The organism is Anaerococcus marasmi, assembly GCF_900290195.1.
GTDB lineage: Bacteria > Bacillota > Clostridia > Tissierellales > Peptoniphilaceae > Anaerococcus > Anaerococcus marasmi.
The window spans coordinates 1,653,025-1,678,642 of the sequence record NZ_OLMF01000004.1; the positions used below are offsets into that span (position 1 = coordinate 1,653,025).

Annotated in this window: 17 protein-coding genes; 16 read left to right on the forward strand and 1 reads right to left on the reverse strand. The window is 36.7% G+C overall.

The features are described from left to right. Window positions 1-148: 148 nt before the first annotated feature. Window positions 149-14,215 carry a SpaA isopeptide-forming pilin-related protein gene (locus C7D97_RS08395; RefSeq protein WP_105301607.1) on the forward strand — a complete coding sequence of 4,689 codons (14,067 nt, stop codon included), beginning with the start codon at window positions 149-151 and terminating at the stop codon, window positions 14,213-14,215. A 76-nt stretch (window positions 14,216-14,291) separates the two neighbouring features. Here C7D97_RS08395 and C7D97_RS08400 read toward each other — a convergent pair whose 3' ends face one another. Next, window positions 14,292-15,596: a Na+/H+ antiporter NhaC family protein gene (locus tag C7D97_RS08400; protein ID WP_105301608.1), complete on the reverse strand. Its 1,305-nt coding sequence runs from the start codon at window positions 15,594-15,596 to the stop codon at window positions 14,292-14,294. Between the two features lie 1,313 nt (window positions 15,597-16,909). Here C7D97_RS08400 and C7D97_RS08405 point away from each other — a divergent pair. The 15 genes from C7D97_RS08405 (at window position 16,910) to rplX (ending at window position 25,610) form a co-directional block, all read left to right on the forward strand. Then, window positions 16,910-17,686 carry a putative ABC transporter permease gene (locus C7D97_RS08405; RefSeq protein WP_105301609.1) on the forward strand — a complete coding sequence of 259 codons (777 nt, stop codon included), beginning with the start codon at window positions 16,910-16,912 and terminating at the stop codon, window positions 17,684-17,686. A 36-nt stretch (window positions 17,687-17,722) separates the two neighbouring features. Further along, on the forward strand, window positions 17,723-19,201 hold the full coding sequence (locus tag C7D97_RS08410; RefSeq protein ID WP_105301610.1) for a hypothetical protein: 1,479 nt from the start codon (window positions 17,723-17,725) through the stop codon (window positions 19,199-19,201). Between the two features lie 598 nt (window positions 19,202-19,799). Then, window positions 19,800-20,108: a 30S ribosomal protein S10 gene (gene rpsJ, locus C7D97_RS08415; protein ID WP_004834653.1), complete on the forward strand. Its 309-nt coding sequence runs from the start codon at window positions 19,800-19,802 to the stop codon at window positions 20,106-20,108. Between the two features lie 81 nt (window positions 20,109-20,189). Then, window positions 20,190-20,819, forward strand: coding sequence for a 50S ribosomal protein L3 (gene rplC, locus C7D97_RS08420; RefSeq protein WP_105301611.1), 630 nt, complete (start codon window positions 20,190-20,192; stop codon window positions 20,817-20,819). A gap of 14 nt (window positions 20,820-20,833) precedes the next feature. Further along, window positions 20,834-21,457: a 50S ribosomal protein L4 gene (gene rplD / locus C7D97_RS08425; RefSeq protein ID WP_105301612.1), complete on the forward strand. Its 624-nt coding sequence runs from the start codon at window positions 20,834-20,836 to the stop codon at window positions 21,455-21,457. Next, on the forward strand, window positions 21,457-21,750 hold the full coding sequence (gene rplW / locus C7D97_RS08430; protein ID WP_015778489.1) for a 50S ribosomal protein L23: 294 nt from the start codon (window positions 21,457-21,459) through the stop codon (window positions 21,748-21,750). Before rplD ends, rplW begins: the two co-directional genes overlap by 1 nt. Window positions 21,751-21,761: 11 nt before the next feature. After that, window positions 21,762-22,595, forward strand: a complete 834-nt coding sequence (rplB, locus tag C7D97_RS08435; RefSeq protein WP_105301613.1) for a 50S ribosomal protein L2 — start codon at window positions 21,762-21,764, stop codon at window positions 22,593-22,595. A 9-nt stretch (window positions 22,596-22,604) separates the two neighbouring features. Continuing rightward, complete coding sequence (gene rpsS / locus C7D97_RS08440) at window positions 22,605-22,892, forward strand: 30S ribosomal protein S19 (RefSeq protein WP_105301614.1); 288 nt, start codon at window positions 22,605-22,607, stop codon at window positions 22,890-22,892. Window positions 22,893-22,901: 9 nt separating this feature from the next. Next, complete coding sequence (gene rplV, locus C7D97_RS08445; protein ID WP_105301615.1) at window positions 22,902-23,249, forward strand: 50S ribosomal protein L22; 348 nt, start codon at window positions 22,902-22,904, stop codon at window positions 23,247-23,249. Window position 23,250: 1 nt separating this feature from the next. Next, complete coding sequence (rpsC, locus tag C7D97_RS08450) at window positions 23,251-23,964, forward strand: 30S ribosomal protein S3 (protein WP_105301616.1); 714 nt, start codon at window positions 23,251-23,253, stop codon at window positions 23,962-23,964. A 36-nt stretch (window positions 23,965-24,000) separates the two neighbouring features. Continuing rightward, window positions 24,001-24,429 carry a 50S ribosomal protein L16 gene (rplP, locus tag C7D97_RS08455; RefSeq protein WP_105301617.1) on the forward strand — a complete coding sequence of 143 codons (429 nt, stop codon included), beginning with the start codon at window positions 24,001-24,003 and terminating at the stop codon, window positions 24,427-24,429. 2 nt (window positions 24,430-24,431) lie between these two features. Next, window positions 24,432-24,638 carry a 50S ribosomal protein L29 gene (gene rpmC, locus C7D97_RS08460; RefSeq protein ID WP_015778483.1) on the forward strand — a complete coding sequence of 69 codons (207 nt, stop codon included), beginning with the start codon at window positions 24,432-24,434 and terminating at the stop codon, window positions 24,636-24,638. A gap of 5 nt (window positions 24,639-24,643) precedes the next feature. Then, on the forward strand, window positions 24,644-24,904 hold the full coding sequence (gene rpsQ, locus C7D97_RS08465; protein WP_015778482.1) for a 30S ribosomal protein S17: 261 nt from the start codon (window positions 24,644-24,646) through the stop codon (window positions 24,902-24,904). A gap of 19 nt (window positions 24,905-24,923) precedes the next feature. Continuing rightward, on the forward strand, window positions 24,924-25,292 hold the full coding sequence (gene rplN, locus C7D97_RS08470) for a 50S ribosomal protein L14 (RefSeq protein ID WP_105301618.1): 369 nt from the start codon (window positions 24,924-24,926) through the stop codon (window positions 25,290-25,292). A 9-nt stretch (window positions 25,293-25,301) separates the two neighbouring features. Continuing rightward, window positions 25,302-25,610 (forward strand): 50S ribosomal protein L24, encoded by a 309-nt coding sequence (gene rplX, locus C7D97_RS08475; RefSeq protein WP_105301619.1) that lies wholly within the window; start codon window positions 25,302-25,304, stop codon window positions 25,608-25,610. Window positions 25,611-25,618 lie beyond the last annotated feature (8 nt).

Here is a 25,618-nt window from a genome sequence, read left to right on the forward strand (position 1 = left end):
TAGAATATAAAATTTTAAGAAAATGTGAAGATTAATCCTTGCAAAAAACTATGATATGTATTAAAATATAATTAGGATAATAGGCAATTTATGCTCTTGTGTATAAAGAGCTTACAATATATCGAAAATATATAACAAGGGGGATTTTATGAAAGATAGATTAAAAGAATTTGCTTTAAAGCTATTCGCATTGACTTTGGCTATAACAATTTCAGTTCCAAGCAATGTCTATGCTATTGGCTTGTCAAAAAACAAGAATAAGCAAATGCCGACATCCATCAGAATCGCTGATAATAGCGAATACGAAGATGAGTATGTTGAAGAAAGCGAAACGAATGATGACGCAAGTGACAGTATCGTTTTGTCTGAAACTGACAGGAGGGCTTATAAGATAAGCCATGAGGCAAGTCTAAACGATGATCAGGACGGAATAATCTATACTATAAAGCTAGAAAAGATCAAAGACACCGACCATGACCCAGAAAGAAAGATGACCCTTTCTCTTGCCACAAACAAGAACCAAAGCCTAAGGGACATTAATGTCAAGGAAGTAAAGGACCTATCAGAAGATGGGGCAAATATCGATTATAGTGAGGAGAAAAGCGACAAAGACGGTCTAAAGACTCTTGCTATCACAAGCCCAAGCGTTGAAAAGTCCATCGAATATGTCCTAGAAGCTCCAATCGACAAGAAGGCTATAGATACCAATAAGCTTTATTCATTTGACATGTCCATGGATATTGATGGCTATAATATCGACCTTCAAAGAATTTCTTATAAATTTATAGAATATGAAAATGAAGACGATCCTGATCTTAAGGAATTAAGACTAACTAGTGTCAAAGAAAAGGAAGACGACCTAAGACACATCGCCTACATCAAAGAAGATGAAGATGGAAAAGATGACAGGATTGTCTATACAGACTACATCTTATCCAAAGATAAGGCTGACGAAGAAAGCAAATCCTTAGAGAAAAACAAAATCGAATATAAAATATCCCTAGATAATATAAAGAAAGAAAATGCAGAAATCAAACTTGACTACTACAAGGCAGGTGAGAAAGGATTTGAGATTCAAAGAGAATTCTCAACTAATATTCCTTACCAAGAAAAGATTGACCTAGATGTCCCAGCAGGATATCTCCTAAAACTTAGCCTAGTAGGAAGGGTAGACAAGAAAAACACCAAGACCCAAAACTACGGGGTAAACGGAAGAGCTGTAAAGAGCCCACGATTCGTTAAGGAAGAAGAAAAGTCTAACGAAGAAGACGACGAAGACCGTGCGGAAAAGACTGAAAATAAATCTAAGGAAGAAACTGAGGAAAAAAAGGCTCAAGATAAGAAAGAGTCACAAGAAAAGCCTAAGGCAGAAGAAAATAAAAAGACTGAAGCCGAAAAGAAAGATGACTCAGATAAGAAGGCTGAGAAAGAAGAAAATAAATCAGCCAATAAAGAAGATAAAAACACTAAAGAAACTAAGGCAGAAGATAAATCTGAAGGAAAAGAAAAATCCTCAGAAGAAAATAAGACTCAAGAGTCAAAAGAAGAAAAATCAGAAGAAGCTAGCGAAGAAACAAGCGAAAATAAGTCGGAAGAAAAGCAAAAATCAGACTCTTCTATCAAAGAAGAAAATGCCGACAAACCAGCAGACAAAAACGAAGCTTCAAAGAAAGAAGAAAACAAAACTCCTGCCACAATAGAAGAAAAGAAAGAAAAGAAAAAAGAATTCGACCAACTAGTCGAAGACAGCAAAGAGGAAGCGAAGAAAGACTTTACAGCTAAGGACGAAAAGAAGGGCCTACTTGATGGAATAAAGAGCTTTTTCGGCCAAACTGACCTCCAAAAGGCAGATAAGGAACTAAAAAAGGCCCTAGCAGATGATAAAAACGGCCTAGAAGAAATCCAAAAGCTCCTAACAAGCTTTGGCGAAAAATACAATCTTTCTAGAGCAGACCAAGCCAAGCTTATGGATGACAATGCTCCTGCTATCAAAAAGCTAATAGAAAAGGACGCCGACAAGAACTTTAGACCACAAATGCTAGTGGCTGCTATGAGTGCGGGTAATCTTAATCTAGATGGTAAGAAATTTCATATAATGACTCGCTTTGATACATCAACAGTTCAAGGGCCAATCAAGAAGGGACAATATTTCAAGATCTACTTGGATAAAGCCCTTACTGTAAAAGAAGGAACAAGTATTGAACCAATAAAATACAATGGAGAAGTAATAGCAAATCCTAAATATAACCCAACAGACAATACCATTACTTACACTATAGCAAGAGATATCACAGAAAATATCCAAATTCCACTTGATATACCTGTAGACTACAATACAAATAATATAACTCTTGATGATAATGGAAACTTTACTGTTACAAACAAGGTATCAGGCCTTGGTGTAACAAATCCAAAAGACCTCTTGCCACAAAAAGTTGATATAAATGGAAATCCAGCAGGAACTATAATCGAACCTGGTAGAGACGATGTAACCCAAATCATCGAACCAGACGATTCGAACTACAAGGTAGACATGGATGCAGTAGCAAATCCTGTGATCAAAGATGGAAAACTTCAAGGTTACAATTGGACTGTAAGAATATCATCAGATACCGACCTAAGTAAATTAGGCTTTAAGGCAAACTTTACAACAGTCAAGGGTTCAGGTCTTGGAGAAATTAAAAGTAATGACCCAAGTGTAGAATTAACAGACCAATTAGAAAATGCCTTTGGTATCCACGACTCCAAACACCACGCACCAAAGGAAGGTGTAAGAGAAATTACCTACAATCTCTACACCCCAATCAAAGGTATGCAAGAAAATTACATGATGGATATTTCCGTTATTGCAAATGGAAAAGTTGGTGCGAAGAGAATCGTCATGGATGGTTGGCCACTTGAAAAGGTAAAAGAATCAACACCTATAAGAGCAGGCATCAACAATAGAACTACAATCCTAGGAGAATTCACTTCAGAATCTACTGCGAGGTGGACTGTTACAGATGCAGTATCAACTGGAGATGATAAGGCTGATGGTGAAAATGAAGCTGACACAAGTCTTCCATGGGAAAGTAGAAACCTTGGGGGAAACCAAACTCAGACAGGTGGACAAGTTGCTGTATACAAAGTAGATCCATCTACTGGAAAGATGGTTCAAGATGGTCCAAAGCAAACAAATGTTAAACCTATACCAACTAAAGGAAGTAATCCATCAGAAAATCAAGCTGTAGGAACAATAGCGGTTTATGAGTATACATCTGCTCTAAAAAGTCAAGAAGATAAAAAGCCTCTTACCCTTGGTGGAGTTGCTATTTCTAAATATGAAGATATAAATGTTGAACAAAACTGGAACCTAGACCAAGGCCTAAAAATGCCAGGTCAAACCTTAAAGGCTGTAGATTCAAATAATACTGATAAGGAATTAGGCTCTACAACAGTTGGTGAAGAAACACCAGGAGGACAAGCAACTAGAGATATAAGAATCCCAGATGTCAAAGTATGGAATATTGGAACAGATGGAAAGGCTACAAAAAACAATATTAAGATAGAGCAAACTTTCCCAACTGATGAAACATATAATGGAAAAGCTATATCCTATTACGAAAATCATAACTACTACGATCCAAACACAAAAGTATACAATATCCATAACAGGGGAACAGTTGAAGAAGTTCCAAAGATGGCAAGCTTTACTATAGTAAAAACGGACAAAAGTGACCCTAAGAAAAAACTTGCTGGAGCAAGATTCAAACTCTTAAATGGACCAGAAGTAGTTACAGATGCTAATGGTGAAGCTGTATTTAATAACATAGCACCAGGCACTTATACAATATTTGAAACAAAAGCACCAAATGGCTACAAGCTTAACCAAGAAAATCCAACAATCAATGTTGATAATAATGGTAATGTTAGCCTTACAGGTGGATCAGCTAGCATATCTGTAGGATCTAACCCAACTCAGACAGTTGAGCATGGTGGCTATCCTGATTACATGAATGCTATGCAATATGCTACTAAGGATGATAAAGGAAATGTTACAACCTATATCTTCCTTAAGGCCAACGAAGCACAAAGGGGTGGCTCTACAAACAAAGATACTAGGCTGAACCTTAGGATGGATAATGGCTCTATTTCAAATGTAGAAGTATTTGACGTAGACCCTAATAGCCAAAGGTCATCCCTTAAGACTGCCATGACCCAACAAAGTGCAGATAAAATGCTAAAAGACTTGGGAGGAAATGTTCTAAACTATCCACATACCTATCCGATTAATGGTAGTAAGGATGTATATGATCAATTCTTACAAAAAACTGGATATCAAGTAAGTCTACCAAAGGAAAGATTTGCAAGTGACTGGGGCTTCTTGGTAGAAGTGACTGGAACAGGTGACAGCCTATCCTATGACTGGTTGACAGATAATAATACAAAATATGAAGCAAGGCTTCAAGACCAAAAAATAGTTCCATCTACTTCAAATGATACAGATAAGGCGACAAGGATTACAATAACTAACGAAGCCTTTGAAACTCGTCCAGTTGAACTTACAAAACTAGACAAGGAAAACAATCCTGTAGCAGGTGCGACTTTTGAAATTAAAGATGCAAACGGTGATGTTATATCTACAGTGACATCAGATGATAAGGGTAAGGTATCTTTTGGCAATATGCCAGGAGGTAAATATATAATAGAAGAAACTGAAGCCCCAGAAGGATACGTAAAGTCAAATGTTATCTTTGAAGTAACAGTAGATGACTCTAAACAAGTAACTTATATACCTAAATTTAAAAATGGATCAGGTTATCCTGTAAATGGAGAAGACTACTTTATAAGAGATATAGAACAAAGCCAAGATAAGTTTAGGGCAGATGTTACAAGTGTAGAGCAAAAACTTTATGTAAATGATAAGGAAAGTGGAAGTATTGGTACAAGACCAGGTATCTGGGAAGCATATTTCCTTGAATCACTTTCATATACTGCAAAGATTCAGTTAAACAATTCAGCACCTGGATCTAGATTTTCAATACAATTTGATAAAAACCTAGATTTCACCCAATACTTTTCTGAATTTCCTAAGATAATGAAAGACGGAAAAGAAATAGCTGACCCTTACTTTGATTACACAACAAATAAACTAACCTATGTGTTTAATGAAAAATCAGAAGGTGGTCAAGCTACTGCAAATATTAAATTAGTTGGTATGATTCCATCAAAGTATTTTGCTCAAAACGATGGTACCTACGACTTCACAGTAACAGTAGCACCAGGACAAGATGGTTTAAATAACCAAACTATTACTCAGCCTATCACTGCTGACTACAACTTATACTATTATGACCCAGCTCGTGCTAAACCGTCTCAATCATACTACTTTAGAGATGTATATAAGGCGGATGATGGCGAATGGTATGTAACAGCTTTGGCATATTATAACCCTCACTACATTCAACCAGGAACAAATGATGTTCTTAACTTCAACTGGAAGTCTGTAAAACACTATACAGCAGGAAACTACGTCGAATGGTCAGGTGATGGAACAGAGGCTCCATATGACCTTACGGATGTCAAGATTTATAGAACAGCACCTAAGATGGGAACAATTAGGTTACCTGAACTTCAAACACAAAAGACGGTAAACTACAATATGCCCCTATCCTTTGGTGTAAGACCAGAACAAGATCCATCAACTTATCATTTAATTTATAGTAGGAATATAAATCCTAATCAAAAAATCACAAATGATAGGAATGGCGATGTCGTATTAAATTACGATCCTGGTAAATTAGATACATTTGGAAAACTTAAGGACAAGGGTCCTTTGGATATTAAGATGCCAAGTGTAAATAATAACAACAAAGATGGCTATATTATTGAACAGACTTTCAAGATTTCAGATATAGACAAGTTCAACAATACTTGGAGAGCCTTCAATATGGCAAACGGATCATTTAACTCAGCCTTTGTATCAAAGGCAAATGCCAATATAGCTATAGGAGACCAAACAGGTGGAGAAATTCCAAAATTCTACAGTCAAGAAGTTGGATTGTTCAATAAAAAATACACACCAGGTAATTTTAAGATTTTAAAATCAAACGAAACAAATAATGAAAAACTTTCTGGTGCGACCTTCTCCTTAACTGATGAAGATAATAATGTTATATATAGGTCATCAGGAGCAGATGGTATAGCAAGCTTTGAGAATTTAGAACCAGGTTCTTACACCCTAAAAGAAGAAAAATCTCCAACAGGCTTTATCAAGACTGATAGAAGATGGAATGTCGATGTAAGTATAGATGGCACTGTAACAATTACAGAAATTGGACTAAATGCTAGCGGTGGATCTTTTACTGGAAAGGATATAGAGATTCCAGTAACAAATAAGCCTACGGCAACTAAGTTTACAGTTTATAAGAAAGATGATCAAAATAAACCATTAGCTGGTGCAGAATTTAAGCTAACAAAACAAGGGGAGACAGCTGCCTTTGCTACAGGAACATCTAGAGATGATGGTGTTGTAACATTTAATAAAGAGCTAGCTCAAGGAACATATATCCTCGAAGAAACAAAATCACCAGCAGGCTACCAAAGGCTTGAGAAGAAGTGGGTAGTAGTAGTTGACGCTAATAACAATGTCAAAATCTATAACTATAATGAAAAGCAAGATTCTGACTCAAGTAACCAATATGAGAACTCAATATTATTCCAAGATAATGTTAATTGGGTTAATGTATCACAAAGACCTACTGATAAGTTTATACCAGGTGATAACAGACAAACAGGTTATCTAAACAATTCTTCTTACCCAAATAGGCTAGGTACTAGAATTGTCGGTATCAATAAAAATGATAACTACGCTATCCAAAGATATGTAATAAACCCAGAAGCAAATGACATAGATATCTACAATGCTTTAATTCATAGGGAAAAACTCTGGGATAATAATATGAGCTGGTATGCTGGAGATGAAGATGTCAAGATTTACACACTTGACAGACCAGTTACGACAAATGTAGAAGACATCAGACTATATTCTTATAATTCTACAGATATAACTGATAAGGTAGAAAAATCTTCCATAGCTTCTTCTTATAGCAAAAGGCTTCAATTAAACTTTAACTCAGAAAATTTACAAGACGAGAATGGAAATTCTTTAATCAAAGGCAAACCAATAATTGTCGATGTTAAGATTCCTTACAAATCTGAAGCTGGTGGAGTAGGTACAGGCATGGACCTAAACACATCACAAGGGCCATCATGGAAATCAGACTACTACGAACAAGTATCAGACATTGTAGTAGGAGATCCTATTAAGAAAGATAACATCACAGACGATATCAAAGGTTCTTATATAGCAGATGACTACCTAGATGTAACAAACGAAAAGAAAAGATATGAATTTTCTATTGACAAGGTAAATGAAAAACAAAATGCTACTGGTGGTTACGACGCAGTAACAGGAGCAACCTTCAAACTAGTAGGACCAAAGCCAAGCGAAGAAACAAAGTGGGCTTACTCAGATGATAAAGGAAAGGTAAGCTTTAAGGACCTAGTTCCAGGAGTCTATGATTTAATAGAAACAGGTCCAGCCCAAGGTTACGAAAAAGCCAATACTGATTGGACAGTGACAGTTCTTAAAGATGGTAGAATCTACATTAGGGAAAAAGATGCTTCTGCAGATACAGAAGAAAGAACTGCTAGCGAAGAAAAAAATTCCACATTAATTGTCGGAAATAAAGACATTAATAAAGTGGATTCAGTACTATTTAATAATAGGGCAACAAACAATAGACCTATAATAGAAGATGAAAACTCACTAGTAAATAGAAAGCTAAATTTCGGAAATGATAATTCAGCTATACCTCTATCAAATCCAATAAATCTATTTGCCTTAAGATCAGCGAATATATCTACCTTTGCTGATAATGGTTGGGAAGTTGTAGATAATACAAGCTCAACTCAACCTACAAAGAGAGAAGATGCTTCCGATTCAGCACTTGGACAATTAATAGATACTAAGATAATTGAGATAGACAAGTCTAATAATAGGTACAAACAGGTATTTATCTACAAAGAAGGTTATGCTAAGAAAAATCGTAACATCAAATTCCACAGAGCTTATGATAAATACAATATAAGTCCAAGTGATGTTACTACAAGAGTCTTCCAAGTGCCTGATGGTACTAGTCTAGCTAATATAAATCAAAGCTCGGATATAGATTCTATATCTGGTAAAAAAGATATTAGTTCAAATGTAAAATTTACAGCAGAAGGTACCAAGAAGATTCAAACTACAGATATTAACACTAGATACCCAGGCACTATCTTAATAGAAATTGAAACAAATTATAACGAAAACTATCCAATTGGTTTAGGTTCAAACTATAACTTTAACACTGCAGGAACATGGAAAAACAAATGTTGGTTAGAAAAATCATATGCTAATGAAGCTGGAGTACCAGTAGTAAAAGCCACTGTTAACCACACAATAACATTTGATGGAAATGGTGGACAATGGCAAATGAATCCAGTAACAGTTGAAGATGGTACTTTATACGAATTACCAGGATCTTCATTTATAGCACCAGATGGAAAAGAATTTGATGGATGGCTAGTGAATGGACAAAAGAAAAATCCTGGGGAAAGTATAACTGTAACAAGTGATTTAACAATTCAAGCTCAATGGAGAGATAAAGCTCCAGAACAAGCAACTGTTTCATTTAGCCCTGGAGAAGGTTCTGGCACAATGGCAGAGGAAAAAATAAATATTGGTTCTAACTATAAATTGCCAGCTAATGGATTTACTGCTCCAACTGGAAAAGAATTTAAAGCTTGGTTAGTAAATGGAGTTGAATATCAACCAGGAGATACAATTCCAGTTAATGCTGATACTACTATCACAGCTCTTTGGAAAGAAAAAGATTCAAAAACTTATAATGTAATAGTTCAAAACCCACAAGAAGGTGGAACAATTACTGCTGAAACAACTTCTGCAACAGCTGGTACACAAATCAACTTGACTGTTTCACCAGCTGAAGGTTATGAAATCGAAAGTGTAACGATGAATGGACAAGATTTAACAGCTGGTTCTGATGGTGAATACACATTCACAATGCCGGCGGGAGATGCTAATGTATCAGCAACATTCAATAAAAAAGATCCATTAGACAGCTTCAAGCCAGAGGAAGGCAAGGATATTTTAATAAGCGGTGGTGATAATACAGAAGAAGTAAAGATTACCAACAGAAAAGATGGTATTACTCCTAAGGTTATAAAGACTGATAGCTATGGAACAAAGCTTGAAGGTGCTACTTTTAACATCAAGAAAATGATTGATGATAAGTACGAAAAAGTAGACGATAAATTCCCAACCTTAAAAGGAACATCTGATAAGGATGGAAATGTAATATTCAAGGACGAAGATGGAAATGTAGTTAAGCTTGAAAAGGGCTATTATGTACTCACAGAAGAAAAGTCCCCAGATGGTTACAAGAGGATTGTAGCTCCATGGAAGATGGAAGTAAGAGATGATGGTGGACGTATGTATTCTGTTTACAAGGGTCCAACAGATACTCCATCAAGCTTTATAGATGATAATGAAAAGTCAAATGCAAAAGAATATAACAGCACTGGAGATATAAAAGTAAAATCTAGACTAACTTATATCAATCCAGAATCTAAGACTTACGTACAAAGAATTTATATTGATACTAGATCCTACACAGGTGGAGACTTCTTAAATGTTCAAATAACTCCAAAATACAAGAGAGAAGAAATTGATAGACCTGGACTACCTCCAGTAACTATTAAAGAAGGTGTAAAGACTGCCTATAGGACAACTTATCAATTAGTAAACCCAGAAGATAATGCAGATATTACTAATGGCGAATATGATAAGATTCTAAGAACTTACGACTTATCAGATCCAAACATGTCTATGGTTAATACTGCAAGGTGGAGACCTTTTGACTGGGGCTTTGATGAAGACCAATTAAATATTGGTAAGGGAGTCTATATAGTAGAAGTCGAAGGTTACTATGACGATGCTATTATAGATGGTACAGCTACTAACGAAGTGTATATAGACAAAAACTATAACTTCACTGACGCTCAAGGAAATCCAAGTAAGGATCCTATCAAGAAAGCTCCTTACAAGAAGGATGAGACAGAAATAAATCCTGATGATTATGGGAAAATTGACCTTCACGTTGACTTCTATCAAGGTAAGAGGGAATTTAAACAACTTTTATACCCTAGTGAAGATAATAAATTCTACTATGATACTGTCATCGGGGAAACTGGCAAAAACAGTGCTTCTTACCAAAAAGGTATGAAAGTATTGAGAGATGTCTATGAACAAGCTTTAATAAACGGCGGATGGACAAAAGAGGCTGCAAGTGATGAAGCAGAAAGATGGGCAAATGATAAGCCAGCTGGTCAAAAATACGCTAACTTTATCAGCAAAAAAGCTGAGTTAGACGAGATAATTTACGAATCAGGTAAGGTTGACCCATCTGTAAAAGTTGACCCTTACCTACACGCAGATACATCTGTAGACCTAAATCCTATTTATTCTTCAGATTCTGAAAATGAAGTTCCAAAAACAGGACTTGTAATCGAAAATGAAAAGGAAAAATACAACATCACCTTCTCAAAACACGGTCGTGACAATCCAGATGATAAACCTGACAGTCAAGTAGTAACTGAAAACAGACTCGAAGGAGCAGTATTTAAGGTTCAAAAACTTATTGGAGGAAATTACGAAGATGTCAAGGGTTCAACTGTAGCATCTGCCTTCAACGGTTACTTTGGTTTCAGAAACCTAGAGCCAGGTAGATATAGACTAATGGAAGTTCAAGCACCAAAGGGATATAGACCTATAAAAGAGCCCCTTCTAGAATTCACAATTGAAACAATAAGGACAGACTCTGGTAAGATTGTAGATCCTGGAACAGGAGACATTATAGATATTAAATCCATCAATGTTAAGTTCCCAGGAGATGATAAGGGTCAAGCTTTGACAAGCCTATATATGGCTGATCTAAAGGATGCTAACAAGAAAACTCTAATTGATAATGTTGATTCTAAAGAAATCAACATGGAAACAATCATCTATAAATCTGCTGAAGCAACTAGCGGTAAGCCGCTAAAAGAGTTAACTTTAGTTGTTTCAGATGGTAATGAATATGAGCTACTACAAACTAAGATAATTTCAGATTCATCTGGATTTGTTTCCCTAGAATATGAAGGAGCTACTGGAGTTTACCAATATGTTCCAGAAAAAACAACTTCTGTAAAAGATGGTAAGCTAGTTGATTTCGTAACAAGCGCTACTGCCAAAAACATGGGTAAGATAATAAACGAAAAACCTGGTAAGGGATCTATTACCATCAACAAAAAAGATGGTGAAGGAAATGCCCTTGCTGGTGCTCAATTTAAATTAAAAAGACTATCAAGAAAGAATACAGAAGGCGGAACTGGACAGGTTGAAGGAATTTATAACGCTAGTTCAGATTCTAATGGTAAGATAGAATTTAAAGACCTACCAATTGGTAACTATGAATTAGTAGAAACAAAACCAGCAGACGGTTACCAAAACAAGGGACAAATATGGAACTTCACAGTAGGTGGTAAAGACCTTGACCCATACAGTGGTCCAATCGCAAGGACAGGCTCTGATCTTACAGAAAAGATTAGCCTTAATAGTTCTGATATGGAAATCATTAGACCAGATAACGACCCTGACAAACAAACAGAAAATACAATCTGGCCTAACTCAGCTCAGTTATTCAGATTTAACAATGACTTTAGGCTAAATGATGGAATCACAATCAGACCTGGAGATTATTTCCAAGTTAAATTAAGTGACTACACTGACCTATACGGTATCTACAACAAAGATTTAATTTCTGGTCTGGATATATTCGCAGAAGGTGTGGGTACAATAGCCAAGGCAGAATATGATGATGCTAATGGCATAATAACCTACACATTTACAGAATATGCTAGAACCTATGAACTAACAGACTTTAACACAAGTATCGTAGGTCATATCAATAGGTTTAAATTTACAACATCAAAAGACAATGTTCCTGTAGGAATTAAGATGAATTCCACAAGTGCTAAAGATACCTTTAAGTATGTAAATGTAAGATTTGACCTAGGAACACACTACGCCGAAGCTTATGGAACTAGACCAAACCTATCTTCAAAGATAACCTACTTTGATAATAAGACAGGTGAATTTGAACACATCTTCTATCTAAATAGAGATCAAGAATTAATAAATGATGGTAGGTTCACTTATCTTCCAGCTAAGGGCGTTGAAAATCTAAATATGCAAGTATTTAGGGTAAATGATGCTTATTTGAGTGATACTAACCCAAATAAAGAAAACAATAAAAATGGTATATTACCACCATCTTATGCAGTAGATGTTAATAAACTTGTTAACAAGGGATATATTTACTTGCTCAACAACAACACTTATTATGGTGATGTATCTAAAAAGAATCCTGCGGTTTACTCCTTCCCACAAGGTTACCTGTTACCAGAAGACACTTATATAATAAGAGTTACAGGTAATATCAAAGATAAGACTGATACAGCAGACTATGAGGCACAAGGAAAGATCGACAGATACAATGCATACAATCAACCTTATATGGGTGCTGAAAGACACGATTATGTCTATGCCTTATTAAATAATAATAATGCTGAGGCTAAGCTTGAAGTAACAGCAACAAACCCTAAGAATGAAATTTCATTTAAAAAGACTGATGCAGAAGGCAAAGTCCTTGAAGGTGCAAAATTCGCCCTTGTAAAATACGACAAGACTTCAGCAAAATGGAATGAAGTTACTGGTACAGAAATGACTACAAAAGAAGATGGACTAGTTAAATACGAAAAACTTGCTCCAGGAAAATATGCCCTTATTGAAAAACAAGCCCCAACAGGCTACAACAAGATAGAAGGTCATATAGAAGAATTCACTGTAGATAAGGACGGTATAATAACTAGAGAAGTTGTTAAGCCATTAGAAGAAATATCAGCAGATAATCAAACTGTAAGGGAAAAAATCGCAAGCACAGTTCAAGGTCTAGCTGACAAGCTAACAGGAGATGAAACTCAAACTGTTACAGAACCTATAGGATCTGATCCAATAAAGGTAGTAAACTACAAGAATATTGAATTTGTAAAAGTTGACAGCGATGATAACACTAAGACGCTTCAAGGTGCAGAATTTGAAATTCACTACAAGGAAAATAAAGATGGCGACTATGCTGCCCTAACAGAAAAGAAAACTGTAAATGGAGAAGAAAAAGATGTAGCCATCACCGTAACATCTGGTAAATATGGTAAGTTCAAACTTCCAATCTTCAAAGATGGTTACTACGCCCTTGTAGAAACGAAGGCACCAGATGGATACTCTAAGATGCCAGGCTATATCAAAGAGTTCAAGCTTGAAAGTGGAAGCCTTTCAGTTCTTGAAAAGAACCCACTTAGGGCAAGCTTGACAAGAGGTAAGAAAGGACAAATTACTAGCCAAGTCCTATCAGTGGATAAGGATAAGAAGACATTCACACAGAGAATTGTAATAAATCCAAACCACGAAAGCTTGACTGGAATAAACTCTCAATCTTATCTAAGGATCTTAGAAAATGGCTGGAATATTACACCTAAATCTAATACACAAATAGGTGGTGGAGTAATTAAAGTTGCCCTTCTAAAGGCAGATCCAGGAGAAAATGAAAAGAAATCTCTTGGTGAATTAGAAGAATCTGACTTTAAGCCATACAATGCAGTTGAATACGGTATAACAGGCAATAACAATGGTTCAAGATATTCACTAAAAGAACTTCTTGGAAAAGGAGATGAAATTTCTGACGTATCAACAACTGACACTATAGTTGTAGAATACACTGGAACATTGGCTAAGGACACAACAAAAGTGGATCAAAAAGCAGAATTTATTATTAATAACACAATACTAGATACTGCTGACTACAGTCTTGATATAGATAGCTTATCAAGCACTGGTCCAATCTATGTTGATGTAGATAAGTCAAATATCACTCCAATACCAGTCGAAAACACCAAGGTAGAATACCCATTCACAGGTGGACCTGGTGTTTGGATTGGATTTGCGATAATTGGACTTATCGTAATGCTTGGAGGAGTTTTAATCTACACCAAGAAGAAAAAAGAGCCTTTAAGCTAATAGTCTAAAAAGACAAAGGAAAAACCCTAGATTTCCAAATATGGAAGCTAGGGCTTTCTTTTGCCTAAAATTAGGATTATTCTTTATGGTCTCTAGGAGCTAGGATTGAGATTAGAGCGAAGATGCCAAGGATAAATTGATACCAGAAGAAAGGAACAAGCTCGAAGGGAGCAAGGGCTCCTCCGGTAAAGCCTGCTGCTATGAGGACCTGGGCTGAATAGGGGATTATTCCCTGAAAGACACAGGAGAAGGTATCTAGGAGGGAGGCGCTACGCCTTGGATCAATTCCGAATTCTCTAGACATCTTCTTAGCTATAGGCCCTGAGATTATGATTGCTACGGTGTTGTTGGCAACGCAGATATCAGCTAGGGATACGAGGGTCCCTATGCCAAGCTCTCCAGTTTTAATATCTGTGGCGAAGATTTTAATCTTGGAGATTATCCAATTGATTCCTCCCTCATCTGCCACCATCTTGGACAGGCCTCCTATAAGCATAGAAAGAAGGAAAATCTCAAACATTCCTGTAAAGCCTTCCCAGATAATTTGGGATATATCTATAATGGAGGATCCTCTTAGGAGCAAAAGAGCTGAGGAAAGTCCAATTGCTCCAGTAAGCACGACAAATACATTGACTCCCATAAGGGAAACTATGAGGACAAATAGATAGGGAATAATTGATAAAAGATCGTAAGTAAGGTCTGTCGGACTTGTCGTAACTTCCGGCGCTCCGAATATTAGAAGAAGGATAATAGTTAGGATTGCAGAAGGTATGGCGATTTTGGCATTCATCTTAAACTTATCCTTCATATCACAGCCTTGACTCCTGGTAGCTGCTATGGTTGTATCGGAGATTATGGATAGATTGTCCCCAAACATTGCTCCGCCCACCAAGGCTCCCAGCATTAGGGCAAGGCTTATACCGCTAGTATTAGCAAGTCCTACTGCGATTGGGCCAAGGGCGGTGATAGTGCCTACAGATGATCCTGTAGCTATTGATATAAAGGAAGCTATTAGAAAGACTCCTGCTGTAAGAAAACCTGCTGGGATAAAGGAAAGCCCTAGGGCAACTACAGAGTCTACTCCACCAGAGGCCTTGGCAAGGGAAGAGAAGGCTCCAGCTAGTAGGTAGATCAAACACATAATTATAATATTAGAGTCCCCACAGCCAGTAACTAGGGTATCAAACTTTTCTTCTATACTTCCTTTAAAGATAAAAAAGGCTACGATAATTGCGATAAAGACTGCTATAGGGGCAGGTAATTGGTAAAAGGCCATCTCGACTCCACGAACTTGAAGGATAAGACCTGTGATTAGATAAAGGCCTATAAAGACTAAAAAGGGGATCAAAGCCTTGGCTGAAATTTTATTATTCTCTTTCATAATATTTCCTCTCAATTTATGGTTTTTAACTTTAAAGTGATTTATTCTCTAAACACTCTAACACAAGTAGGTGGGAATTTCAAAATTACTTGAGAAATAATTTTTGTAAGGCTGTGTTTTTTCTTAATTATATAAGTGTCGTTTAAGGCTTGAGATTTCTCGTGAGATATCTCGACTACGCTACGCTTCGCTCGACGGTAGTTTTCGGATTCAGGACAAGCTTAGCTTGACCTTTATCTTATTAACTTTGAACGATATTCATCGTTCTTTTATCCTTTGTTAGTACTAACAAAGGATACTACACTATTTTGCTTTGCAAAACAGTGGCCCATGACGAGGGCTTCCTCGATTAAGGTCTGCCATTAATTCACTTCGTTCGTTGTGACCAGAACTATTAGATATAAGGGGAAAGAAAACGAAGTTTTCTAGAAGTATTAGAACGACATTCGACGTTCTTTTGACTTTTGTTTCTAAGAAACAAAAGTCACTGCACTATTTGTCTTTCAGACAAACAGTGGCCCACCAGGAGGGCAACCTTGCTTCGACCTTGTGGAGAAGCCTCTTGAGATAAATGTAGTTTCTTAGATATACATTATCTTTAATTATACATGTCGTCTTAGACTGTAGACCTCTCGTCGCTTCGCTCTGTCGAGGTGGTAACTCAGTGAGATGTATCAACTACGCTCGACGGTAGGTAAAGTTAATAGATCTCTCGACAAGCTCGAGATGCCACCTTCGGTGTCAGTTTGCGGGCTCCGAAACAAGCCCGTCCAGCTAATAGAGGATCTGAGAAACCTCACGCCTCATATTAAAAGTGCAAGTGATTAAAAATTTTCAAAAATAGTAATTCACACAATTATCGCCATCTCTAATGGAATTGTCATAGTGAGTATAGCGAACTAATGAAATTCCTTAATCGAGGCTTTGCGTGGCGAAGTGCAACTAAGCCCGCAAACTACCGTCGAAGGAGGTACGACTGAGAGATCTACAGGCTATGATGACACGTAGTTATAAAAGTTCAAATTATCTACGCAAATAACTAAATAACAAAATCTTAAATCAAGCACGTCCCAATGTTCTGTAGACCTCTCACGTATCGTTCGAGGTGGCGGAATGAGGAATTATTAAAAAATATAGCATATGTCAAAAGATGTCTCGACTAAGCTCGACATAAGGGAAGCGTGGTCGATATAAATTTTGATTTGCTTAAGATAAGGGGAAGCTCTATATATTTATTTGCTAAGCAATATATTATCGTCCCAAAGCGGGTATAATTATCTATAATATAGGAATTTTCTTAGAAAGGGGTACATATGAATTTTGAATATTATTTAACCTATTTTTTCATCTATGCCTTTATAGGCTGGATACTTGAAGTTTCCTTCAAGGCTATGAGGAGGGGAGTTTTCGTCAATAGTGGTTTCCTTAATGGACCATATTGCCCTGTATATGGCTTTGGGGCTGTAGCAGTCTTGTACTTTTTAAGCTTGGTGGATTCTTCTAACAAGATAGTCTTGTTGATTGCCTCTATGTTTATAACAAGTTTGATCGAGCTTATCACAGGATTTGTTTTGGAGAAGCTATTTCATATGAAATGGTGGGATTATTCTGACAAGGTCCTAAATATAGGAGGCTACATATGCCTTGAGTTTTCTTTAATCTGGGCTGCACTTTGCTTTATCTTGTATGAAGCAATCCATCCTCTAATAGCTCAATTAGTAAGCCAGTTTTCTAGAAATTTTCTCTTAGGATTTGATTTAATCTTTGCCCTAGTCTTGTTTGTAGACCTACTTGCTACTGTCAATATGATTTTAGGTGTCAACAAAAAGTTCAGGGAGATCGAAAAGTCTTCTGCTAGGATCAAGCAAGTTTCAGATAAGATAGGAGAGAGGGTCGCAGAGAGAAGCCTAGAACTTAAGGAAAGAAAAGAAGAGTTTGAAAATAGCGAGCTGGGCGAAGACTTCGATAGAAGAAGTGAGAGGTTAAGGCTTGAGCTAAAGAGAATCTTTGATAAGAAATCTGAGAGAAGGATTATCAAGGCCTATCCAAATCTTAGGGCGAGAATTGAGGAGAAACTTAAAGACTTGTAATTAGTATTGGGTATGAATCAAGAAAGGGGGATGTTCATGAAATTAAACGAGAAAAGAGAAATGCACTTTACTGACTTTAAAAGAAAAGACCTTGCCAAAAGAGTGGGAAGACTTTCTAGGATTTGCCAGAATCTAGATATTCCAATTCTTATCATGGTTGATGGTTTCGAGTCATCTGGCAAGGGCTATGTGATAGCTGACATTAGTAGAGAGCTTAATCCTAAATATTTTGACGTAGAAGTCTTCGAGAAGGATGAGGCTTACGACGATAAGTTCCCAACCATGAAGAGGTTTTTTGAAAGCACACCCAGAAATGGTCATATCAAAATATTTGCCAAATCTTTCTATTATAAGCTCTTTGAGGATATAGATATAAAGGAAGATCTCCTAAATGAGAGAATCGAGTCTTTGAGAAAGCACGAGAAGATGCTCTACGATAGCAAGATGATAATTGTAAAATTTTTCCTAGATGTAGATCAAAAAGACCAGAAAGAGCGTATCGAAGAGCTTAAAAAGTCCAACAGGAAGAGCTTTTATATATCAAAAGAAGACAAGAAGGAAAATGAGAACTACGAAGCCTACAAGGCCCATTTCGAGAAGGTTCTAAATGCAACAAACTTCGAAACCAGTCCTTGGCATATCATAGATTCCAATGATAAGAAAAAAGCTAGCAAGGAGGCCTTGGGTATCCTTCTTGATGAGATTAGTATGGGGATTGAAAGGGTCGAAATTCAGAAAAAAGACGAGGAAAACCAAGAAAGAAGTTACAAAAAACATGTCAAAATCCTTGAAAAAATCGACCTAGAAAAGACTATAACAGATGAAGAATATGACAAGGAGAAGAAAGACCTCCAAAAACAAATAAGAGATATGGCCTTCGAATACTACCAAAGAGGCATATCGACTGTCCTAGTTTTTGAAGGAGTAGATGCCGCAGGAAAGGACGGGGCAATCGAAAGACTTGTCAAAAAGGTAGATCCAAGACTCTACAAGGTAAATGCAATTTCTGCTCCTACAAAAGATGAGCTAGCCCACCACTACTTGTGGAGGTTTTACAAAAATCTAGCAGAAGACGGATATATGGGAATATTTTCTAGGTCCTGGTACGGCAGAGTCATGGTAGAAAGAATAGAAGGCTTCGCCAATACGGTAGAATGGAACAGATCCTACGAGGAAATCCTCGATATGGAAAAGGAAATCTATGATCATGGAAGTCTTATCCTAAAATTCTTTGTAACCATAGACAAGGACGAACAGCTTAAGAGATTTATGGCAAGAGAAAATACTCCAGATAAGCTCTACAAGATAACGGATGAGGACTGGAGAAATAGAGAAAAATGGGACGGATATATCGAAGCAATGAATGAAATGCTAGATAGAACAAATGTAGACTACGCTCCTTGGATTATAGTAGAAGGTAAGCAAAAGAAATACGCTAGAATTAAGGTAATGAAAGAATACCTAAAGGCTGCTAAGGCCCACTTGGAGATGATCGATAAGAAAAATAAGAAATAAGCATTATATATATAGAAGACTATTTTCGGAGAGTTGAACTTGAAGTAAAAATTCATTTAATTAAAATTTAATATATACTAATGTTTACCCTTATCTCGACTAAATGAGTGAAACGAATGCACGGAGAGATCTCGTGAGATTTCTCCACTCACTGCGTTCGGTCGAAATAAGGGTGATCTTAGGTTTGTCGACAGTCTAAGGCCAATTTTGAAGTTTATAAGAGTTAATTCGATATGGAATCTAGGTAGTGTTTTCTATATAATATAATAGTATCTATGAGCATATTAAAAAAACTTAAGAAAAAATTTGTAATTTATAATAATCCTAGTATATTAAAAAACAGCTAGTTAGAAGCTATGAGATATGACTACCGATTTTTTGTAGGTCGTTATTTTTTTGGCTTAAAAAGTGAAGAAAATACTTGATTTATTAATGTTTTTGAGGTAGTATATATAAGTGCTGTGAAGTGAGATGTTGCTTATGTTTTAGGCCAAAGGCATGAGGAAACTTTCACCTAGCAAGTTTAGGAATGATCCTAAGCGATTTCCAAATAATAGTATCAAACGCCCGGACGGGCGTAAAGAAAGAGAGAGGAAAAATGGCTAATCAAAAGATAAGAATTAGACTAAGAGCATACGATCACGAAGTAATCGACAGCTCAGCAGAAAAAATCGTAGAAGCGGTTAAAAGATCAGGAGCCGAAGTAAGTGGACCAATTCCATTACCAACAGAGATAGAAAGAGTTACTATCCTAAGAGCGGTTCACAAATACAAGGACTCAAGAGAACAGTTTGAACAAAGAACACACAAGAGATTAATCGACATCATAGGACCTAATGCAAAGACCCTAGATGCACTTAAGAAACTAAACTTACCTGCAGGTGTCGACATCGAAATTAAATTATAACTGTAATTAGGATGATTGAAGATAATCGTATCAATAAGAATTGATAGGATCATCAATCCGCTGTAATTAAGGAGGTACTCAGTGAAGAGTATATTTACAACAAAAGTAGGCATGACTCAAGTCATCGACGAAGATGGAGTTATTACTCCTGTTACTGTCCTAAAAGCTGACGAAAACGTAGTTGTACAAGTTAAAACAGTAGAAACTGACGGTTACAACGCAATCCAAGTTGGTTATATGGACAAGAAAGAAAAGAATGTAACAAAACCAGTAAGAGAACACTTCAAAAAGGCTAACGCTAGTACAAAGAGATTCCTAAAGGAAATCAACTTTGGAGATGAAACTCCAGAATTAAATCTTGGAGATAAGGTAACAGTTGAACAATTTGAAGCTGGAGACATAGTTGATGTTGTTGCTACAAGCAAGGGTAAGGGAACTCAAGGTGCTATCAAAAGATGGAACTACGGAAGAGGTCCAGCAAGCCACGGTTCAAAATCACACAGAGTTGCAGGTGCAAGAGCTGCAGGTTCTGACCCAGCAAGAGTTTTCAAAGGTAGAAAAGGTTCAGGAAAGATGGGTAACGAAAGAGTTACTGTCCAAAACATTGAAGTTGTTAAAGTAAGTGTTGAAGATAACTACATCTTAGTTAAAGGTGGAGTTCCAGGACCTAAGGGCGGACTTGTTCAAATCAAACAAGCTATCAAAGCCTAATTAAGGAGGAATAAATGCCTAAAGTAGATATTTTAAACATTAAGGGAGAAAATGTTGGTTCTTTAGAGCTAAACGAAACTCTATTTAATACTGAAATAAGCGAACATTCAGTTTATGAAGTAGTTAAAAACCAACTAGCAAATAAAAGACAAGGTACACAATCTGCGAAAACTCGTTCAGAGGTTCGTGGTGGTGGACGTAAACCATTTAGACAAAAAGGAACAGGACGTGCTCGTCAAGGTTCAATCAGAGCTCCTCACTACACAGGCGGTGGAGTTGTATTTGCACCAAAGCCAAGAGATTATAGCTACAAAGTTCCTAAGAAGCTAAGAAGAAAAGCATTATATTCAGTTCTTACATCAAAAGTTGTTGATGGAGAGCTAATCGTACTAGATGATCTTAAGCTTGAAAACAACAAGACTAAAGAAGCAGCTAGCGTACTTAACGCAGTAAATGCTGGCAAGAAAGCTTACGTTGTTACAGCTGAAAATGACAATGACGTATATAGATCATTTAGAAATATCGAAGGCGTAGATGTATCATCAGCAAGCCTTATCAATGTTTACGACTTAGTAAGACACAACAAGTTAGTTATCACAAAAGATGCGATTGCTAAACTTGAGGAGGTATTTATCTAATGAGATCACCTTACGAAATAATCAAAAGACCAATAATCACAGAGAAAAGCATGGAAATGCTTGACGAGAACAAGTACACCTTTGAAGTAGACAAGGATGCAAACAAACCAGAAATTAAAGCAGCCGTAGAAGCTATTTTTGACGGAGTTAAAGTTAAAAATGTAAGAACTATGAACTATACTGGAAAATCTGTAAGAACAAGATACGGATATGGTAAAAGAGCTGACTGGAAAAAAGCTATCGTTACTCTAACAGAAGATAGTGCAGAAATTGAATACTTCGATGGACTATAAGGAGGGTTTAAATGGCTATTAGAAAATTAAAACCATCTTCAAACGGTCATAGAAATATGTCTGTTTCAACATTCGAAGAAATAACAACAAACAAATCAGAAAAAAGTCTTACAGTTGATCTTAAATCTAAAGGTGGTAGAAACAACACAGGTAGAACAACTGTAAGATTCCGTGGTGGCGGAGTTAAGAGAAGATATAGAATAATCGACTTCAAAAGAGATAAAGATAATATCCCAGCAAGAGTTAAAACTATAGAATACGATCCAAATAGATCTGCAAACATCGCCCTAGTTGCTTATGCTGATGGAGAAAAAAGATACATCCTTGCTCCAAAAGGACTTAAGGTTGGAGATGTAATCGAATCAGGATCTGAAGCAGATATCAAGGCAGGAAATGCTCTTGAACTTAAAGATATACCAGTAGGTACAACAATCCACAATATCGAGCTTAAAGCAGGTAGAGGCGGAATTCTTGTAAGAAGTGCAGGTGTTGGTGCTCAACTTATGGCTAAAGAAGGAAACTTCGCAACACTAAGACTTCCATCAGGTGAGATGAGAATGGTTCACCTAAACTGCAAGGCTACAATAGGAGTTGTAGGAAACTCAGAACACGAACTTATCAGAGTTGGTAAGGCTGGAAAGAGCAGATATATGGGAAGAAGACCTCACGTAAGAGGATCTGTAATGAACCCTGTTGACCATCCACACGGTGGTGGTGAAGGTAGAACACCAATAGGTAGACCAAGCCCAATGACACCATGGGGTAAGAAAGCTATGGGTGTTAAGACAAGAAACACTAAAAAACAATCTGAAGCTTACATCGTAAGAAGAAGAAACGAAAAATAGGGGGATATAATGGCAAGATCTATAAAAAAAGGACCATTTGTCGATGATCATTTAATGAAGAAAATTGACGAATTAAATGAAAAAAATGAGAAAAAAGTTATAAGAACATGGTCAAGACGTTCTACAATATTCCCTGAATTTGTAGAACACACTATCGCAGTTCACGACGGTAGAAAGCATGTTCCAATATATATTACAGAAGATATGGTAGGACACAAGCTAGGCGAGTTCGTACCAACAAGAACATTCAGAGGCCACGCTAAGAAGGCTACTGAAGCTAAAAGTAAAATGAGATAGGAGAGAGTAATGGAAGTTCAAGCAATAGCTAAATATCAAAGAATTTCTCCTCTTAAAGTACATTATATAGCTAGAGAAATTAGAGGCAAACAAGTTGATGAAGCACTTAATATCTTAAAATTTACTAACAAAAAAGGTGCTAAACTTCTTTCAGACGTACTAAAAAGTGCAATTGCCAATGCTGAAAACAATAACGGACTTGATAGAAGTAATCTTTATGTCAAAAAAGCTTACGCTAACGATGCACCAACTATGAAAAGATGGCATCCAAAGGCTAAAGGAGCTGCATATCCAATACTAAAAAGATCAAGTCATATCGGCGTAGTACTAGCAGATATAGAAGATACGGAGGAATAAGATGGGCCAAAAAGTAAACCCAAAAGGATTTAGAGTAGGTGTTATCAAGGACTGGGATTCAAAATGGTTCGCAGACAAGAAAGATTTCTCAGATCTATTAGTTGAAGATTATAACATCAGAAAAATAGTTAAAAAAGAAGTATATGATGCAGGCATTTCTGATATAGAAATAGAAAGAGCAGTAAACAACCTTAAGATTACAGTATTTGCTGGAAAACCAGGAATGGTAATCGGAAAAGGTGGAGCTGGAGTTGAAGAACTTAAGAAAAAACTTGAAAAAGTTGCTCCTGGTAAGAGAATCATCATCAATGTTGAAGAGATCAAATACCAAGACCTTTCTGCTCAACTTGTAGCTGAAAATATCGCAAGCCAACTTGAAAACAGAGTGGCATTTAGACGTGCTATGAAACAATCTATCCAAAGAACAATGAGAGCAGGAGCAAAGGGTATCAAGACAATGGTATCTGGTAGACTTGGTGGAGCTGATATGGCTAGAAGCGAAGGATATTCAGAAGGAACAATCCCACTTCAAACACTAAGAGCAAACATTGACTATGGATTTGCTGAAGCTGATACAGAATACGGTAAGATCGGTTGTAAAGTATGGATCTACAAGGGCGAAGTTCTTCCAGGAGAAAAAGCTCAAAGAGAACCAAAGATGAAACAACCAAGAAACAACAGAAGAAGAAATAATAGACGTCCAAATAATAAATAAGGATATCGCTATTTAAAGAATTAGGAGAGAATTATTATGTTAATGCCTAAAAGAGTTAAATATCGTAGACAACATAGAGGCAGAATGAAAGGTTACGCTCACAAGGGTAATGAACTTACTTATGGTGAATACGGTCTTCAAGCAGTAGAATCTACTTGGATGACAGCTAACCAAATCGAGGCTGCTCGTCGTGCGATGACAAGATATATAAAAAGAGGCGGAAATATTTGGATCAAAGTATTTCCAGACAAGCCAGTTTCTAAGAAACCAGCAGAAGTAAGAATGGGATCTGGTAAAGGTGCTCCAGAATATTGGGTTGCTGTAGTAAAACCAGGTAGAGTATTATTTGAGATGAGTGGTGTTAGTGAAGAAATTGCTAGAGAAGCTATGAGACTTGCTGCGCAAAAACTTCCAATCAAGACAAAATTCATCCAAAGACTTGAAGTTACAGGTACGGAGGAATAAGGATGAAAGTAGCAGAAATCAGAAATTTATCAGACCAAGATTTAGATAAACAATTATATGATTTACAAAGTGAGCTTTTCAATCTTCGTTTTAGACTTGCAACAGGACAACTTGAAAATCCATCAGCTATAGGTTCTGTTAAAAGAGATATAGCTAGAGTTAAGACAATCCAAACAGAAAGAAAGCTTAATTTAAATAGGGAGGCTTAAGTTTCATGGAAAGAAATAGAAGACACGTACTTAAAGGCGTTGTCGTATCTGATTCAATGGATAAAACTATATCAGTTTTAGTTGAAGAAAAGATCCAACACCCAGTGTACAAAAAAAGAATTAACAGAAGCAAGAAATACAAAGCTCATGATGAACTAAATGAGGCTAAAGTTGGCGATACAGTTGTAATAATGGAAACAAGACCACTATCTAAAACAAAAAGATGGAGACTCGTTCGCGTAAGCCAAGCAGCAGAAATTGTTTAATTAGATATAGGAGATTATTATGATACAACAAGAAACTCGCATGAGAGTTGCAGATAACTCCGGAGCAAGAGAACTTTCAGTAATCAAAGTTCTTGGAGGAACTGGAAGAAGATATTCTAATATCGGAGACGTTGTGGTTTGTTCAGTTAAAAGTGCAACACCCGGAGCAGCGGTAAAAAAAGGTGCTGTAGTTAAAGCCGTTATTGTTAGATCAAAAAGAGGTCTTAAGAGAAGAGACGGATCATCAATCAGATTTGATGAAAACGCAGCAGTAGTTATCAAAGACGACTTAAGCCCAGTTGGAACAAGAATTTTTGGACCAGTTACTAGAGAGCTAAGAAGTGAAGGATTCATGAGAATCATCTCACTTGCACCGGAAGTATTATAGGAGGATTATATGCACATTAAAAAAGGCGATAAAGTCCAAATAATATCAGGTGAATATAAAGGACATGTAGGCGAAGTAGTAAAGGCCCTACCAAAAGAAGGAAAAGTAATAGTCGAAGGTGCAAATATTAGAATTAAACACCAAAAGCCAACACAAATGGGGGCTGAAAGCGGAAGACTCGAGAAAGAATGTCCAATCGATGCTTCTAAAGTACTTCTATACTCAGAAGAACTTAAAAAAGGTGTTAGAACTAGAGTAGAGTTTGTAGATGGCAAAAAAGTTCGTGTATCTACTAAAACAGACGAAAAATTCGACTAGTTCAAAGG